The organism is Pseudomonas sp. D3 (assembly GCF_029320995.1).
In the GTDB taxonomy this organism is placed as follows: domain Bacteria; phylum Pseudomonadota; class Gammaproteobacteria; order Pseudomonadales; family Pseudomonadaceae; genus Aquipseudomonas; species Aquipseudomonas paraveronii.
The window spans coordinates 4,685,437-4,702,059 of sequence record NZ_CP119772.1; the positions used below are offsets into that span (position 1 = coordinate 4,685,437).

Consider the following 16,623-nt stretch of genomic DNA (forward strand, 5'->3'; position numbering starts at 1 on the left):
AGTGAGTCAGTCGAGCATGGCCACATGTTTGGGATGGCTGGCCACACGCTTCAGCCACGCCTGCACAGCCGGGTAAGGCGTCAAGTCAAAACCGCCCTCATGCGCCACATGGGTGTAGGCATACAGCGCAATATCGGCAATCGAATACCGCTCGCCCACCAGGTACGGCGTGCTTTGCAACTGACGCTCCATCACCTTCAACGCCTTGTAGCCGCCCTTGTGACTGGTGGTGTATTCGTCGAGGCGATCCTGCGGCATGCCCAAATACAGCTGGATAAACCGCGCCACCGCAATATACGGCTCATGGCTGTACTGCTCGAAGAACTGCCACTGCAACACCTGGGTGCGCAGGCGCGGTTCGGTCGGCAGAAACTCGCTGCCATCGGCGAGGAAGTTGAGGATCGCGTTGGATTCCCACAGGCAGGTGCCGTCTTCAAGTTCCAGCACCGGGATCTTGCCGTTGGGGTTCTTGGCCAGGAACTCAGGGGTCTCGGTGCCGCCGTTGAGGATGTCGACATCCACCCATTGATACGGAATGCCCAACAGGTTGAGCATCAATTTGACCTTGTAGCAGTTGCCCGACTTGTGATCGCCATAAACCTTGTACATGGGGCTCCCCTTATGCCGCTTGCGCGTGCTGTGCTTGACGGACCACTGCGGCCAGGCGCTTGAGACCTTCGTCCAAACGGGACGGGTCGATATGGCTGAAATTGAGCCGCAGTGAGCCAAGGTGCTGGTCCGGCTCGGAAAAAAACGGTTCACCGGGCATGAACGCGACGTTCTGATCGAGCGCAGGTGCCAACAAGGTGCGGGTATCGAGCGGTTGTTTCAAGGTCAGCCAGAAGAATAATCCACCCTGGGGCACCTGCCAGTCCGCCAGGTCGTTGAAATGTCGCACCAATGCGGCCTGGAATGAGTCCCGGCGCTGGCGATAGAAACTGCGCAGTTCCACCAGGTGCTGTTGATACTTCTCGCTGCCGATCCACTGCATCGCCTGCCACTGGCCGATGCGATTGGTGTGCAGGTCGGCCGACTGCTTGAGCTTGAGCAGGTGCGGGAACAGGTCGGGGCTGGCGATCAGGTAGCCGACGCGCAAACCGGGCAACAATGTTTTGGACACGGTGCCGGTGTAGATCCAACTGGCCTTTTTCAGACGGCCGGCGATGGGCTGTGCACTGCCGCCGTCAAAGGTCAGTTCGCGGTAGGGTTCGTCTTCGATCAGGGTCACGCCGAACTCGTCGAGCAACGCCGCGACGGCTTCGCGCTTGGCCTCGCTGTAACGCACGGCCGACGGGTTCTGGAACGTCGGGATCAGGTAGACGAACGCCGGGCGGTGACGTTCGACACTGGAGCGCAGCGCGGCCAGGTCCGGGCCGTCGGCTTCCAGTTGCACGGTGAGACACTCGGCGCCGAACAGTTGGAAAATCTGCAGCGCGGCCAGGTAGGTCGGGCCTTCCAAGAGAATTTTCGTGCCCTTGTCGATATACAGCTTGGCCGCCAGGTCCAGGGTCTGCTGGGAGCCGCTGACCACCAGCACCTGGCTGGCCTGGCACGGCACGCCCAATGCGCGCGCCTCGGCGGCCAGCAATTCACGCAGCTGCGGCTCGCCTTCGCTCATGCCGTATTGGCCGATATTCAACGGCATGTCGTCCCAGTTCAACGCAGGCAACATCGCTTCGGCAGGCAGCCCGCCGGCGAACGACATCACTTCCGGGCGCTGTGCCGCCGCGAGGATTTCACGGATCAGGGAGCTTTTGAGGCGTGTAACACGTTCTGAGAAGGCCATAGAGTCACCGGTAGCAAAGCCTGTGGGAAATACGTCAAACTGGTTGACCGAAATTACGACGACTTCAGTGGATACGTCAATATGCTTGACCTTAAAAACCAGACCAGCCAGCAAAAAGCTATGGAGGCGTTCTTCTTCGGCTACCAGGCGTTCACCGCCAAGGCCGACGAAATGCTGGAGCGACGTGGCCTGAGCCGGGTGCATCAGCGCATCGTGTTTTTTATCGCGCGCTACCCCGGCCTGAACGTGAAAGAACTGCTGGAATTGCTCGGTGTGAGCAAGCAGGCGCTGAACATGCCGCTGCGCCAATTACAGGAAATGCACCTCGTCGAAAGCGTCGCGTCCGAGACCGACAAGCGCAAACGCCTGCTGGAATTGAGCACCGAAGGCCTGCGCTTCGAGCAATCGTTACGCCGTGAACAGGTGAAGCTGTTGCAGCGCGCCTTCAATGAGGCAGGGGAAGAAGCGGTGAACGGCTGGCTGGCGGTCAATCTGGCGCTGAGTGCGGTGAATTAGCCTTTCATCCCTTTTTGCGCAGGCAATCGAAAACATTATTTGCTTTATTTGTATACAAAAGCATAATTCGCTTCGTGCGAGTTCCTGACCTATTAGTCAACAAAACCCGCCAGTACCTCACAGCGCCTAAGCGCTGGCCATAACAATAAAATGCTTGAGGAGTACTCGCTGTGGATAGCCGCAAATCCGAAGCCCCGCTGGACCTCGCCCCGCCGGACCTCTCCCTCACGAACCCTGGCTGGCTGGAACGCCTGTTCAAACTGCGCTTGCATGGCACCACAGTGAAGACCGAATTGATCGCAGGTCTCACAACGTTCATCACCATGGCCTACATCATCTTCGTCAACCCGAACATCATGGCCGACGCCGGGATCGATCACGGTGCCGCGTTCGTCGCCACCTGCATCGCCGCCGCGCTGGGGTGCCTGCTGATGGGCTTGTACGCCAACTGGCCGGTGGGCCTGGCGCCGGGCATGGGTTTGAACGCGTTCTTTACCTACACCGTGGTCGGGACCATGGGCTACACCTGGGAGACGGCACTCGGTGCGGTGTTTATCTCCGGCGTGTTGTTCATGCTGCTTACGCTGTCGCGCATCCGTGAATGGCTGCTCAACAGCATTCCGGTGAGTCTGCGCCACGCGATGGGCGCCGGTGTGGGGTTGTTCCTCGGGGTGATCGGCCTGAAAACCGCCGGCATCATCGTCGACAGCCCGGCCACCCTGATCAAGCTCGGTTCGCTGCACGAACCGGCGCCGTTGCTGGCGGCCATCTGCTTTCTACTGATCGCGATCCTCAGCTACCACCGAGTGTTTGGCGCGATCCTCATCAGCATCATCGCCGTGACCCTCGCCGGCTGGGGCCTGGGCCTGGTTCACTACAACGGCATCCTCTCCTCCCCGCCGAGCCTGGCGCCGACCTGGCTGGCCATGGACGTTAAGGGTGTGTTCAATGTGAGCATGATCAGCGTGGTATTTGCCTTCTTGTTTGTACACATGTTCGACACCGCCGGGACCTTGATGGGCGTCGCGCAACGCGCCGGTCTGGTGAACGCCGATGGCAAGATCCACAACCTGTCCCGAGCGTTGAAGGCTGACAGCGCCTCCAGCGTATTCGGCGCCATGGTCGGCGTGCCGCCGGTGACCAGCTATGTGGAAAGCGCCGCCGGTGTCGCCGCCGGTGGCCGTACCGGGCTGACCGCTGTGACCGTGGGCGTGCTGTTTGTGGCGGCGATGTTTTTCGCACCGTTGGCCGGCATGATTCCGGCTTACGCCACCGCCGGCGCGCTGATTTATGTGGCGATGCTGATGATGGCGAGCATGGCCCATATCAACTGGGACGAAGCCACCGACAGCATTCCGGCTATCGTCACCGCGATCATGATGCCGCTGACCTTCTCGGTCGCCGACGGCATCGCCCTGGGCTTTATCACGTATGTGGCGCTCAAGGCCGGCACCGGCAAGTACCGCGAAATCTCCATCAGCCTATGGGTGTTGTGCGCGATTTTTATCGCGAAATTTATCTTCCTGTAGTTCGGGAACACGCGAAGAAACCGCCTCACCCTCGGGTGAGGCTTTGGCATCAAAGGAGCACTCTAAATGAACCTGGAAACCTGGCTGCTGTTCAGTGGCGCGGCGTTGATCGTGATCCTGATTCCCGGCCCGTTGTCGTTGCTGATGATCAGCAACAGCCTCAACTACGGCCTGCGCCGTTCGTACCCGGCGTTTCTCGGCGGCGTGTTTGCCTCGATCTGCCTGTTGAGTGCCTCGGCACTGGGGCTGGGCGCGCTGTTGTTGGCGTCCGAACAGCTGTTCAGCGCCTTGAAGATGGTCGGCGCGCTCTACCTGTTTTACCTCGCCTGGCAGAGCTGGCAGCAGTCGCGCCAACCGGCCCAGGGCGCGGTGGTGCCACTGGCCGTCGCCACGCCGCGTTTTCGCGCCTTGTTTGGCCGCGCGTTTGTGCTGGGCGCCAGCAACCCGAAGGACATCCTGTTCTTCGCCGCCTTCCTGCCGCAGTTCCTCAGCAGCGACCGGCCGTTTCTGCCGCAGTTGCTCGTCATGATCGCCACCTGGACCGTACTCGACCTGCTGTGCAAGCTCGCCTACGGTCTTGGCGCCCACGGTGCGGCGCGGTATTTGCGCAGCGGCAACGGCCAGAGCTGGTTCAACCGCACCAGTGCCGGGCTGTTCGGGGCCGCTGGCGTTGCGTCGCTGATCAACCACTAGGACGGGCTCACTTTGGCGAAATAGACGCTCGGAAGGGCCTCCCCTGCAGTAGGCCATTGGACGCCCGCTACGATTCGAAACAGGCGCTTGTCACGCATCGCACTCTTGACGGCAGCAAACGCCACCGACGTCGGATTATTGGTGATCGCAATATTGAACCAACGATCCGTCAGCCGACGTTCCAACTTGATAGACCCCAGCTCAAGCCAATGAACTGACACGTAGTACACCCGGTTTGAGCCGGAAAGAGGATGAGTCACGAATAATTCACGGGTGGTCTTGTTGCCGTGCCTTACCAGAAGCGCCTCGACGCTGAACCCCTGCTGTTCCAGCACACGCTTGATCGCCGCGCACTGTGCAATGTCTCGCTGAGGGCCCATCTCGCGGCCGCCGGATCGCAGCGCCGGGTCCAAGTCGGTCACCTTGAAATCGACGCGAGTGAAGCCCGGTGCCTTGCCGTCAAAACCGACGTGAAAGGTTCTTTTGCCCCTTTCGGTGGACCGCAGCATTCTCAGCAAATCATCCGTCTGACCCGCCCTCGCGGGGGCTGGAGGCGACCATTTGTCCAACGTCGCGCGGATATTGAGCAGATGCGTGGCCGTTGCCGGGCGGGATGGGCCTGCCAACTCAATCAACCTTGCGGCGGTAAACTGTCGACTTGAGAGCGTCATGCTGGGGAACACCGCGCCCACAGACTCCGGCAAAGGCTTATCGAACAGGGGCGCATGGACCAGCCATTCACCCGCAGGGCTACGTGTCACCGGGAAAGGCTGCTCCAGAATATCCACGCTGGTCCAGCGCTCAATGTCAAAACTGGCCAATGACACCATTGGCTCATTCCTGTGGATAAACACGATGCCGTCCAACGGCGCCTGATCACCCTGAGGGAGCATCCTGTAATAGCCGCTCATAGGGTCCATCACGCCGGTATTCGGCGGGGCCACCCGAAGGACATTGTGGGGAAACCCTCGGGTGTCCGACGTAATATGAAACACCTCGGGAACCGGAGACGTCGCATCCGGGCTCTGCAGTGAAGTCCGCCAATTCGACCAGTGGCTAGACGTCGCGGATGACTGGCGAATGGCGTCTTCGGTAGCAACGCGTGCAGTCGCGGGCCACCAGTCGGGCGGCGGTGGCGGCGCTGGCGCGCGCCATGGGTTGAGCACGCCGGAACTCGTGCCCGCCACCGGTTGCGGGGCGTCCGCGCCGAGTGACCATTCCTTGGGCTGATGGAGGTGCAAAATCAATTCGTCTTGCCCCGGCACCTGCGTGTTTTTCAGGCGAAATACCGGTTCGTTCCCACGCCGGTAAAGGGGGTAATGGTGCGTATCATCCGCCACAAAGGGCTCACCATTTTTCACATAGACGCCCGACTCGTCCGGCCCTTTCAATGCAACGGCGCCCTCCGGCACCCCCTTGATTTTGAACCGTTCCAAGGCCTTCAACTGGGTCACGGGGGACGGTGCCGTGCGAGAAACCCCGCTGCGTACCGCCATCCGCAACCGCTGTATGCGCCCCAGCAACCCTCTCAGCACCGGCCGCGCAATACCTGCGCCGGCACGGCCCACCTTCTTCGGGCCGGGGATTAAGTTCAGCAGCAGGTCGATCGCCATAAAGGCGCTCATAAAACCCACATCAACCGCATCGTAGGGGTCGCCGAAACGGTGATAACTGCGCGATACGCGCAGCAACTCATAGAAGTCATTGAACATCCCGTACAACGGCGAGAAAACCCCCACCACCGCCCGCGCGCGGGTGTCGCCCTGCTCACCCAGACGGCGGGTTCGATAGCTCGCCAACGCCTTGCCGGAATGGCTGGCAGCTTGAGTCCTCCGTTGCAAATCCAGCACGCTGGCGTGGTAGAGCAACGCCTCGGCGTTGCTGTGGGGCGTAGCCACAAGCGCCAGCCAGTCCTGCGGTTCACTGGCGATCTGCTCAAGGGTTTGGGCTTCGATCTCCTCAAGCACCGCCGCAGGCTCCAGGTGCTTGATGCTGAATGAACGAACAAACTCGATCCCCCGCCAAATCCCTTTCGCCATGAAAAAAGCCGGTATGGCTTTAAGCGTTTTGCCAGCCTGGACGTGTGCACCGCCGCCCTCCGCAGGCTGGGGGATCGCCTCGAATGCCCAGCCCGGTGCGACCTGCCGCGCCAGCGCCTTGACGTTATCCGGTAACGCGCCGATGCGGTTCAATTCAGCATGGGCCCGTTGCAGGCTGCCGTACTCGGTCAGGACCAGGGACGACGGCGCATCGGGCCAGTAAACCAGGCACAGTTCGGAGCGCCGGTCATGCACCACCACGATCCCTGCGACATAGCGATCATGCTGCATCGTGTGGCCCACCAGATGAACCACGTACAGCTGCAACTGGTGCTGGTTGTTCGACAGGTCTTGCGGTGTGCGCGCCGCCATCGCGGTCTTGAATACGCTTTGTGCCGTCGCCGTCAGCCCCTGCTGAGTCGCGCAGAACAGGTGATACTCAACGCCCGCGCGCAAGGCGCGATTCAACAGTTCGCGAATCCGCCCGTTGCTGAGCGCGCGGTCGGCTTCAATACGCGGATAAAAAACCCGGTTGATCGCGGTGTCGTACTGACCGCCGATATCCAGCGAAGACACCATACGGGTCAAGTAGTAGGCATTCAGGCGTTGCTTCCACTCAGGTTGCAGATAGCGCGCACGATTGAATCGCCAAGCGGTCCAGGGCGCCAGTGGGTCGAGGTTATGCAGCGTCAGTTGCAGCAGGCTGAAGGTCGTGCGCGCTGCGGTTGGGGTCAGCACGATGTTGCGATCACCCACCGTACAGCCGCTGGTCCATCCACAAAACGCACCGTGGACATCATCCGGCATATCAATCAACGGTTGGTCGATGTCCAACAGCGGGAAGAAACCATCCTGGCGCAAACGGGCGATCAACGCGCGCCGGGCGAATGTATCCAGGTCAGGCAGGCGTTGCCCAAGTCGGCCTTTAAACGCAAAAGCGCTGCCCAGGTACAGCCGCAGCAAACGCTTGAAGGTTCTACGCTGGGCCCGGGTTGCGTGCGCCAACCAAGTGGGCAGTTTCCTCGCTTCAGACGCCGCCGCGCGCAGCAGCTCGATGTTGGCCAGAGCCTGGCTCAGGGCAGTATTGAGCGGAATATTCAGCTGTTCTTCCAGCGCGACCATTAGCAGCGAGCGGCTCAGCTCGGCATCCGTCACTTCACTGAAAATACGCGTGATGTCTTCGCGGCTTCGTTTCAAGCGGTCGTAGCAGCCCAGCAGTTTCTTGAGAGCCACCAGCGCAGGCTTGCCCTGGATCTCAACGTAGCGCACGCCGAGGGTTCCACGGGCCGCATGTGCGCGTAAGTCACGCCGCTTATCGTGCTCGACGCAGCCCCAGAGCACCGAGTCGTCAAGGCTGCTCAGGCTCGCCTGGAGGCTTTGGGTCAAGGCGTCCAGTCCGGCAAACGCCTTGACCCCGCCTTCGCTTCCAAAAGCGTATACCACCACCGGAAGCTGGCGCGCCGGGCGCCTTACCGCCGCTGCCGTGGTCACCACCCACACGTTATGGAGGGCGTAAAACGCGTCCGGTTCGCTGCCCACCGCGATCGACAGGACTTGGGTCTGACTGCCAAGGCGTTGGGTGGGCGACGGGTGCTCCACCACGTCGATCATCAGGTCGCGATGCGCCGTACTGATCAGCTTGAGCCGGTGTTGCAACTCAACCTCACAGCGCAGGGCCTCGGTTTGGGTGCGCATGAACAGCGACACGCGCCTGGGCGTCCCCGCGCCGTCGGGACGCTCGGCCCAAAAAGCCAAATCGAGCAACCGAGGCTGCCCATCCCGCATCAGTGTCTTCAACACCTCGGCATACGCCTTGAGTTGGCTCACCAGCGCCACGATGACCTGGTACGCAAGCGTGTCCGCGCTGGGATCGTCCGGGACCAGCAGCGCAACCAGGGCTTTTTCGTAGCGTTTGACCTGATGCTCAGCGGTGCGCAGAGCCAGGCCGGACGCCGTGCTGGCGAAGATGATTTCTGCGCCGCGTCGTTGTCGGTCCCATTTGAGCAATTGATCGCCAATAACGCCGAGCCGAGCGCCACCGACCAGTTGCCGCCTCGCCCCCTCCACCTGTGCCAGAAAAGGTGCGGCGTCCAGCGGCTGAGGCCGAGGCCGTTGTTCAGAAAACACGTGCGCGTCATTGATCTTCACCGCACAAGCCAGCTCGTTGCTCCATTGCCCTGTCAGCATCGCCTGAGCGCACAGCGTCAGCGCGTCGTCCATCAGCGGCAAGCCGCGAACAAAGCGGTGCGCCGCGGACAAGGCGGTTGGCCGGCATAAGTCATTGCGCCGACTCAGCGGCAAGCACTGCCAGAGCGCGTGGAACCGGGACCGGTCCAACACCAGCAGGCCGTCCTGCAGGGCCGTGTAGGACGGGTACTCGTAGAAGTTGCAGCCCTCTCCCGGCAGATAAACCACATGCGGTGCCTCGCTGGGGTCGCCTTCTCGATAAAGATGCAAGGCACCGGGAATCGCTACCGCAGGCGTACCCGGCCACAGCAACTGGCCCACTTGCAGCGTGGCCCAAGCCCCGCCCGCGCGCTGGCGAGCCTCGGCGGTGGGAGCCTCGATCAGGGCCTGAACCATGTCCAATGCCGCACTCGATAACGGCTCCAGTTGCCGCGCCATAAACGCCCGGTCGGCGAAAAGCGCCTTGTACAACTCGACCCAGCGCTCCCGGCGAGTGAGCCAGGAACCCTGCGCCAGGGCGTCCCAATAGACGCTGACCGCATGGGCCAGCCGCTCAAACAGCCTCAGCGCGATCACACGGCGCAGTGCTTCCAGCGGCGTATAAGGCAAGCGCCGGTTCGGCTCGTCTTTAACGCTCAGGGTGGTGAATTGATTGACGTTGATCACCACCGTCGGCAGGACCAGCAACGCCAGCGCCCGATCGGTCAGGCTGTCGACTTTGCGCGGCACGGCTGGCGGCTTGGGCTCGGTGAACAACAGGTGGTCCGGGTCCATCTCGAACGCGTTGCGCAGCTCGGCGCGAATGACCGTCAAAACTTTGGGCGAGCGTCCTATCAGGCGTGCCAGTGTCCGCGTCGCGGTGATGCAGCGCGCGTCGGCAAGACCGATCTGATTGATCAGGCGACTGGGATGGGTATGGGCGTTGATTCGCCGTTTCAACTGTTCGCGAATCGCCTGCGCTTGCGCTTGGGCAGCGAGGTCCGGGTCGTCGGCAGTAACGGTATCGGCTGAAACGCTCGCGTGATCGGGGGACGAGGTCATGGTGTTTTCTTCTGTATGAGGAAAACACCCAGCCTAGACAGCGCCTCTGTGCAAAAGGCGCTAGATAGTTGCACGCGCAAGCGGCATGAAAAAAGCCCGCCGTGTGGGCGGGCGGAAAACCAACGAAGAGCTGTGGGGGCGCGCTCAGCTACCGCGGTAGGTGGAGTAACTGTAGGGCGAAATCAGCAGGGGCACATGGTAGTGATCCTGTTCAGCGCTGATGCCAAAGCGCAGCACCACCACGTCGAGGAAGGCCGGCTCTGGCAATTGCACGCCACGGGCACGGTAATAGTCGCCGGCGCTGAATTGCAGCTGGTAGACACCGCTGCGGTAGTCGTCGCCTTGGAGCAACGGTGCGTCGCAGCGGCCGTCGCTGTTGGTCACGGCGCTGGCGACCCGTTCCAGTTGCGCGCCGTCGACGCGGTACAGTTCAACCTTGATGGTGCTGCCGGGACAGCCGTGAGCGGCGTCCAAAACGTGTGTGGTCAAACGTCCCATGGCGTGTACGCGCCTCCCGAGGTCAGTAGAAGTGAATGCCGCACTTTTTCAGGGCAGCGAAAAAGCCGGCGCTGGTCGATTAAGACACTTTTTAAAAAAATTGTACACAATAAAAATTACAAACCCTACGATCCTCCAGCCGACCTTGCTCGACCGGCCGATTCACGAGTAATCCTTGCTTTTAAACAACCTTTTGTCCATTAGCTGACCAGTCAGGCAAGTTTCTTGCTACACCCTTGAAGGTGAGCGTGGCGGAAAAAAGGCAGAAATCCAGGCTTACAAAGTGGGCAATAAGTTGTATACAATCACTCATCACTGTGACGCCACTCAGTCTTTCCACTGCCCGGCCGCCACACACACCGCTACCACGCACAAGAAGGAAGACTGCAGTGAGCGCTGACTACCCACGCGACCTGATCGGTTACGGCAGTAACCCTCCTCACCCCCACTGGCCGGGCAAGGCACGCATCGCGTTGTCTTTTGTACTCAACTACGAAGAAGGCGGCGAGCGCAATATTTTGCACGGTGACAAAGAGTCCGAAGCCTTCCTGTCGGAAATGGTCTCGGCCCAGCCGCTGCAGGGCGAGCGCAACATGAGCATGGAGTCGCTGTACGAATACGGCAGCCGTGCCGGCGTGTGGCGCGTCCTCAAATTGTTTAAAGCATTCGATATCCCGCTGACCGTCTTCGCCGTGGCCATGGCCGCCCAGCGCCATCCGGACGTGATCCGTGCAATGGTCGCCGCCGGCCATGAGATCTGCAGCCACGGCTATCGCTGGATCGACTACCAGTACATGGACGAGGCCCAGGAACGCGAGCATATGCTCGAAGCCATCCGCATCCTCACCGAACTGACCGGCGAACGCCCGCTGGGCTGGTACACCGGCCGCACCGGCCCGAACACGCGGCGCCTGGTGATGGAGGAAGGCGGCTTTCTCTATGACTGCGACACCTATGACGACGACCTGCCCTACTGGGAACCCAACAACCCCACCGGCAAGCCGCACCTGGTGATCCCTTACACCCTGGACACCAACGACATGCGTTTCACCCAGGTGCAGGGATTCAACAAGGGCGATGACTTTTTCGAATACCTCAAAGACGCGTTCGACGTGCTCTACGCCGAAGGGGCCGACGCGCCGAAGATGCTTTCCATCGGCCTGCACTGCCGCCTGATCGGCCGCCCGGCGCGCCTTGCGTCGTTGAAACGCTTTATCGAATACGCCAAGGGCCATGAACAGGTGTGGTTCACCCGCCGTGTCGACATTGCCCGTCACTGGCACGCCACGCACCCTTACAAGGGAGCGGCGCAATGACCGCGTTCCAGACCTTGAAACCGTCGAGCCTGAGCCGCGATGCATTCATCAGCGCCTTTGCCGACATCTACGAACATTCGCCATGGGTGGCTGAAAAGGCCTTCGACCTGGGCCAGGACGCTTCGCTCGACACGGTCGAAACCCTGCACCAACGCATGAGCGACATCCTCTTGAGCGCCGATCACACCCGGCAACTGGCGCTGATCAACGCTCACCCGGACCTGGCCGGCCGTGCGGCCATCCAGGGCCAACTGACCGAAGCCAGCACCCAGGAACAAGCGGGCGCCGGTATTCACCAATGCACGGCCGAAGAGTTCTCACGCTTCACCGAGCTGAACGAGGCCTACAAAGCCAAGTTCAAGTTTCCCTTCATCATGGCGGTAAAAGGCAGCAACCGGCATCAGATCATCAACGCGTTCGAATCGCGCATCCATAACCCGGTGGACACCGAGTTCAAGTGCGCGCTGGACGAGATCAACAAGATCGCGCTGTTCCGCTTACTGACCCTCTAAACGACCATCCCCAGCCACCCTATCCAAGGCAGACAAGAAGAATGAAAGCGCAACCCTTACCGTTCGAGAAGTTCGTCAACCTCGCCGACGCCCGCCTCGGCACCAAGATCATCTCGGTGACCGATGACTGGTTCGCCGACGCCAACCGCCTGTTCCAGCCGACCCCGGCCGTGTGGAAGGAGGGCGTTTTCGATGATAACGGCAAGTGGATGGACGGCTGGGAGTCACGCCGCAAACGCTTCGAAGGCTACGACAGCGCAGTGATCCGCCTGGGTGCAGCCGGCTCGATCAAGGGCGTGGACATCGACACTTCATTCTTCACCGGTAACTTCCCGCCGTCGGCCTCCCTGGAAGCCTGCTTCCTGACCTCGGGCGAGCCGGACGACAGCACCGAGTGGGTGGAAGTGCTGTCGGCCGTCGAACTGCAAGGCAACAGCCACCACTACCACGCAATCAACCACGACCAGGCGTTCAGCCACCTGCGCTTCAACATCTACCCGGATGGCGGCGTGGCCCGTCTGCGCGTGTACGGTGTACCGTTCCGCGACTGGTCGGCGGTGGGCGACAACGAACAGGTCGACCTGGCTGCCGCGCTGAACGGCGGCCGGGCCCTGGCCTGCTCCGACGAACACTTCGGCCGCATGGGCAACCTCCTCAATCCGGGCCGTGGCGTCAACATGGGCGATGGCTGGGAAACCGCCCGCCGTCGCACGCCAGGCAATGACTGGGTGATCGTCGCGCTGGGCCATGCGGGCGAGATCGAAAAGATCATCGTCGACACCCTGCACTTCAAGGGCAACTACCCGGACACTTGCTCGATCCAGGGCGCCTTCGTCAAGGGCGGCACCGACAGCCAGATCGAAACCCAATCGCTGTTCTGGCGCGAACTGCTGCCGGCGCAGAAGCTGGAAATGCACGCCGAACACACCTTCGCCGAGCAGATCAAGGCGCTGGGGCCGATTACCCACATCCGCCTGAATGTGTTCCCGGATGGTGGTGTGAGCCGCCTGCGCGTATTGGGCAAGGTCGCTAAATAGGCGTGAGCCCAATCGCGGGCAAGCCCGGCTCCCACAGGGGTACGCGGACAAATGTGGGAGCCGGGCTTGCCCGCGATTGCGGTAGATCAGACAACATCACATTCGAAAACTTAAGAAGACAGCCATGCGCACACTGATGATCGAACCCCTGACCAAAGAAGCCTTCGCCCCTTTCGGAGACGTTATCGAAACCGACGGCAGCGATCACTTCATGATCAACAACGGTTCGACCATGCGCTTCCACAAACTGGCGACGGTCGAAACCGCTACGCCTGAAGACCACGCCATCATCAGCATCTTCCGCGCCGACGCGCAGGACATGCCGCTGACCGTGTGCATGCTGGAGCGACACCCGCTGGGCAGCCAGGCGTTCATACCGCTGCTCGGCAACCCCTTTCTGATCGTGGTCGCGCCACTTGGCGATGCACCGGTATCAGGCTTGGTCCGCGCCTTCGTCACCAACGGCAGGCAGGGCATTAATTACCATCGCGGCGTCTGGCACCACCCGGTGCTGACGATCGAAAAGCGGGATGACTTCCTGGTGGTTGATCGCAGTGGCACCGGCAATAACTGCGATGAGCATTTTTTCAAAGAGGATGAGCGGTTGATCCTCGCCCCCCACCAATAAGAGAAGGCCTGATCACCCGACAACAAGGGCGACAAGCGAGAGGTAAAGACTGTGGAAGCACACCTGTTGGAATGGCTGAACCTTAGCGTGCGCTGGGTTCACATGATCACTGGCGTCGCCTGGATTGGCGCGTCGTTTTACTTTGTCTGGCTGGAAAACAACCTCAATCGCGTCAACCCCAAGGACGGCCTGGCCGGTGACTTGTGGGCGATTCACGGTGGCGGTATCTACCACCTGGAAAAATACAAACTGGCCCCGCCGACCATGCCGGACAACCTGCACTGGTTCAAATGGGAAGCCTATTTCACCTGGATGTCGGGCGTCGCGCTGCTGTGCGTGGTGTTCTACCTCAACCCGACGCTGTACCTGCTCGCCCCCGGCAGCAGCCTGAGCGGCACCGAAGGCGTGTTGCTGGGCATCGGCTCACTGTTCGCCGGCTGGTTCATCTACTCCTTTCTCTGCGACTCGGCCCTGGGCAAACGCCCGGCCCTGCTCGGCCTGACATTGTTCGTGCTATTGATCGCGGCGGCGTATGGCTTCAGCAAAGTGTTCAGCGGCCGGGGCGCGTACCTGCATGTGGGGGCGATCATCGGCACCATCATGGTAGGCAACGTGTTCCGCATCATCATGCCGGCGCAACGCGCGCTGGTGGCGGCAATCGCGCAGAACCGCACGCCGGACCCGGCCCTGCCGGCCAAGGGCTTGCTGCGTTCACGGCACAACAACTACTTCACCTTGCCGGTGCTGTTCATCATGATCAGCAACCACTTCCCGAGCACTTACGGCAGCCAGTACAACTGGCTGATCCTGGCGGGGATTGCCGTGGCAGCGGTGTTGGTGCGGCATTACTTCAACACCCGGCATAACAGCCAGAAATATGCCTGGACCTTGCCGGTGGGCGCGTTGGCGATGATTTGCCTGGCGTATGTCACCGGGCCCAAGCCAGTCACGGACGTAGCCAAGGCACCGGCAGCCATCGAGTACCAACCGTTGCCGGAAACCGCGCTGGGCGGTGGCGTGAAATCCGCTGCGCCCGCCGCACCCGCTGCTGCAGCCGCACCTGCCCAGGCGACGATTGATTTCGACAAGGTGCATGGGGTGATCCAGGCACGTTGCGCCGTCTGCCATTCGGCCAAGCCCAGCAGCCCGTTGTTCAGCACTGCACCGGCGGGCGTGATGTTCGACACACCGACGCAGATCCAGCAACAGGCGGCGCGTATTCAGGCGCAGGCCGTGGCGAGCCAGATCATGCCATTGGGCAACATCACCCAGATGACCCAGCAGGAACGCGATCTGATCGGCACCTGGATCAATCAGGGGGCGCGCACGAATTAACGGATGAGCGCATGACTAACCTGTGGGAGGGGGCTTGCTCCCGATGGCGGCGATTCAGTCACTGATACTTTGAATGACACACCGCAATCGGGAGCAAGCCCCCTCCCACATCGGGCCTGCGATGTTTTGAACACTGAGTGACACCCAGCCGTTGAATGCCTAACAACACACCAAAAAGATCCGAGGTGTTATGACCGGCGTGCGTTGTCGCTGAATGTACTGTTCAACATCCTCGGGGTTCTGAACGACACGCCATCGCCCACACGCATTGATTCCTTCGTTACAACAAAAACAATAACAAACAGGGAACGCCCACATGTACACCATTGACCTGGGGACGGCTACGAGCCGTGCCCCATTCTCGCCCCATACGCGCTCTAACAGCGCACTTGAGCCAAGGCTTTGGAGCCAGTATTCTCCGCGCCCGCTCGAATCGACTCAAAAAAAAACAGCGAATATAAAAGCTGACTATAAGGCCAACTTATCCCGGCCTGCGGTCTGCGGCCCAAGTGCGCAAAAGTCCCCTGAGTTCGACTGCATCCGTTGCCGCCGACGACAATTTTTTGGGTTTTTTAGCACCTTGGCGCAGCTCTTGCTAAAGCATAAAAGCTGACCGAACAGACGATTTTTTCAGCGAGCCAAAAGGCGCCACACCAGAGCGCCGACGTAGAAGAAAAACCATAAAACTTTAACTCGGGAGCAACCGAATGAAACCTATGTTCAAAGGCCTGATGCTGGCAGGAACCCTGCTGGCTGGTGGCCAAGCTGTGGCCGGTGACCTGTTGCAATGGCAGAACAACAGCCTGACGTACCTGTGGGGCAAAAACTTTACCGTCAACCCGCAGATCCAACAGACCGTCACGTTTGAACACGCCGATGCGTGGAAGTACGGCGACAACTTCTTCTTCCTCGACCGCATCTTTTACAACGGCAAGGAAGACGGCAACGTCGGCCCCAGTACTTACTACGGCGAGTTCAGTCCACGCCTGTCGTTCGGCAAGATTTTCGACAAAGACTTGTCCTTCGGCCCGATCAAAGATGTATTGCTGGCGTTCACTTACGAGTTCGGCGAAGGCGATAACGAATCGTACCTGTTGGGCCCGGGCTTCGACCTGAACATCCCCGGTTTCGACTACTTCCAGTTGAACTTCTATCAGCGCCAGACCGAAGGCAGTCGCGCAGGCGACGGCGTATGGCAGATCACTCCGGTGTGGTCGTACACGCTTCCCATGGGCAACTCCAACATCCTCATCGACGGCTATATGGATTGGGTGGTGGACAACGACAAGAACGCCCATGGCACGTATCACGCCAACCTGCACTTCAACCCACAGGTCAAATATGACCTGGGCAAGGCGATGAACTGGGGCGAGAAACAGCTGTATGTCGGTTTTGAATACGACTACTGGAAGAACAAGTACGGGATCGAAGATTCCGGCGCGTTCAAGACCACTCAGGATACGGCGAGCTTCCTGGTCAAGTACCACTTCTGATTGAACACCGCGG

The 16,623-nt window shown here is 60.5% G+C and carries 13 protein-coding genes; 9 read left to right on the top strand and 4 right to left on the bottom strand.

Features of this window, described 5'->3' with window-relative positions:
- Positions 1 to 6: 6 nt before the first annotated feature.
- Both P3S72_RS21575 and P3S72_RS21580 read right to left on the bottom strand, forming a co-directional pair.
- The gene (locus P3S72_RS21575) at positions 7 to 609 is read right to left on the bottom strand and encodes a glutathione S-transferase family protein (RefSeq protein WP_276194150.1); all 603 of its coding nucleotides are present in this window, start codon (positions 607 to 609) and stop codon (positions 7 to 9) included.
- Between the two features lie 10 nt (positions 610 to 619).
- Positions 620 to 1,786 (bottom strand): PLP-dependent aminotransferase family protein, encoded by a 1,167-nt coding sequence (locus tag P3S72_RS21580; RefSeq protein ID WP_276194151.1) that lies wholly within the window; start codon positions 1,784 to 1,786, stop codon positions 620 to 622.
- Between the two features lie 81 nt (positions 1,787 to 1,867).
- Here P3S72_RS21580 and P3S72_RS21585 point away from each other — a divergent pair, with 81 nt between their 5' ends.
- The 3 genes from P3S72_RS21585 (at position 1,868) to P3S72_RS21595 (ending at position 4,524) form a co-directional block, all read left to right on the top strand.
- Entirely contained in the window at positions 1,868 to 2,302 is a 435-nt protein-coding gene (locus tag P3S72_RS21585) for a MarR family transcriptional regulator (RefSeq protein WP_276194152.1), read from the top strand.
- Between the two features lie 197 nt (positions 2,303 to 2,499).
- A complete protein-coding gene (locus tag P3S72_RS21590; RefSeq protein ID WP_276197972.1) occupies positions 2,500 to 3,831 on the top strand; it encodes an NCS2 family permease in 1,332 nt (443 codons plus the stop codon).
- Positions 3,832 to 3,897: 66 nt separating this feature from the next.
- Complete coding sequence (locus P3S72_RS21595; RefSeq protein ID WP_276194153.1) at positions 3,898 to 4,524, top strand: LysE family translocator; 627 nt, start codon at positions 3,898 to 3,900, stop codon at positions 4,522 to 4,524.
- Here the strand turns inward: P3S72_RS21595 and P3S72_RS21600 are convergent.
- Complete coding sequence (locus P3S72_RS21600) at positions 4,521 to 9,791, bottom strand: DUF6543 domain-containing protein (RefSeq protein ID WP_276194154.1); 5,271 nt, start codon at positions 9,789 to 9,791, stop codon at positions 4,521 to 4,523. The two genes, P3S72_RS21595 and P3S72_RS21600, sit on opposite strands and share 4 nt — an antisense overlap.
- A 144-nt stretch (positions 9,792 to 9,935) precedes the next feature.
- Positions 9,936 to 10,289, bottom strand: coding sequence for a hydroxyisourate hydrolase (gene uraH / locus P3S72_RS21605; RefSeq protein WP_276194155.1), 354 nt, complete (start codon positions 10,287 to 10,289; stop codon positions 9,936 to 9,938).
- A gap of 389 nt (positions 10,290 to 10,678) precedes the next feature.
- Between uraH and puuE the strand changes: the two genes are divergently transcribed.
- From puuE to P3S72_RS21635, 6 genes are all read left to right on the top strand, one after another.
- Positions 10,679 to 11,605 carry an allantoinase PuuE gene (puuE, locus tag P3S72_RS21610; protein ID WP_247403387.1) on the top strand — a complete coding sequence of 309 codons (927 nt, stop codon included), beginning with the start codon at positions 10,679 to 10,681 and terminating at the stop codon, positions 11,603 to 11,605.
- Entirely contained in the window at positions 11,602 to 12,117 is a 516-nt protein-coding gene (gene uraD, locus P3S72_RS21615) for a 2-oxo-4-hydroxy-4-carboxy-5-ureidoimidazoline decarboxylase (protein ID WP_276194156.1), read from the top strand. Before puuE ends, uraD begins: the two co-directional genes overlap by 4 nt.
- Before the next feature lie 41 nt (positions 12,118 to 12,158).
- The gene (gene alc, locus P3S72_RS21620; RefSeq protein ID WP_276194157.1) at positions 12,159 to 13,154 is read left to right on the top strand and encodes an allantoicase; all 996 of its coding nucleotides are present in this window, start codon (positions 12,159 to 12,161) and stop codon (positions 13,152 to 13,154) included.
- Between the two features lie 124 nt (positions 13,155 to 13,278).
- On the top strand, positions 13,279 to 13,782 hold the full coding sequence (locus P3S72_RS21625) for an ureidoglycolate lyase (protein ID WP_084381579.1): 504 nt from the start codon (positions 13,279 to 13,281) through the stop codon (positions 13,780 to 13,782).
- 51 nt (positions 13,783 to 13,833) lie between these two features.
- Positions 13,834 to 15,117: a urate hydroxylase PuuD gene (locus P3S72_RS21630; protein ID WP_276194158.1), complete on the top strand. Its 1,284-nt coding sequence runs from the start codon at positions 13,834 to 13,836 to the stop codon at positions 15,115 to 15,117.
- Positions 15,118 to 15,824: 707 nt separating this feature from the next.
- The gene (locus P3S72_RS21635) at positions 15,825 to 16,610 is read left to right on the top strand and encodes an outer membrane protein OmpK (protein WP_276194159.1); all 786 of its coding nucleotides are present in this window, start codon (positions 15,825 to 15,827) and stop codon (positions 16,608 to 16,610) included.
- Positions 16,611 to 16,623: the final 13 nt, after the last annotated feature.

Excerpts from the sequence above, each read along its gene's own strand:
- P3S72_RS21585 (WP_276194152.1), top strand. The coding sequence starts at position 1,868 with ATGCTTGACCTTAAAAACCAGACCAGCCAGCAAAAAGCTATGGAGGCG.
- P3S72_RS21600 (WP_276194154.1), bottom strand. The coding sequence starts at position 9,791 with ATGACCTCGTCCCCCGATCACGCGAGCGTTTCAGCCGATACCGTTACT.
- P3S72_RS21580 (WP_276194151.1), bottom strand. The coding sequence starts at position 1,786 with ATGGCCTTCTCAGAACGTGTTACACGCCTCAAAAGCTCCCTGATCCGT.
- uraD (WP_276194156.1), top strand. The coding sequence starts at position 11,602 with ATGACCGCGTTCCAGACCTTGAAACCGTCGAGCCTGAGCCGCGATGCA.
- P3S72_RS21625 (WP_084381579.1), top strand. The coding sequence starts at position 13,279 with ATGCGCACACTGATGATCGAACCCCTGACCAAAGAAGCCTTCGCCCCT.
- P3S72_RS21635 (WP_276194159.1), top strand. The coding sequence starts at position 15,825 with ATGAAACCTATGTTCAAAGGCCTGATGCTGGCAGGAACCCTGCTGGCT.
- P3S72_RS21595 (WP_276194153.1), top strand. The coding sequence starts at position 3,898 with ATGAACCTGGAAACCTGGCTGCTGTTCAGTGGCGCGGCGTTGATCGTG.
- P3S72_RS21575 (WP_276194150.1), bottom strand. The coding sequence starts at position 609 with ATGTACAAGGTTTATGGCGATCACAAGTCGGGCAACTGCTACAAGGTC.
- uraH (WP_276194155.1), bottom strand. The coding sequence starts at position 10,289 with ATGGGACGTTTGACCACACACGTTTTGGACGCCGCTCACGGCTGTCCC.
- alc (WP_276194157.1), top strand. The coding sequence starts at position 12,159 with ATGAAAGCGCAACCCTTACCGTTCGAGAAGTTCGTCAACCTCGCCGAC.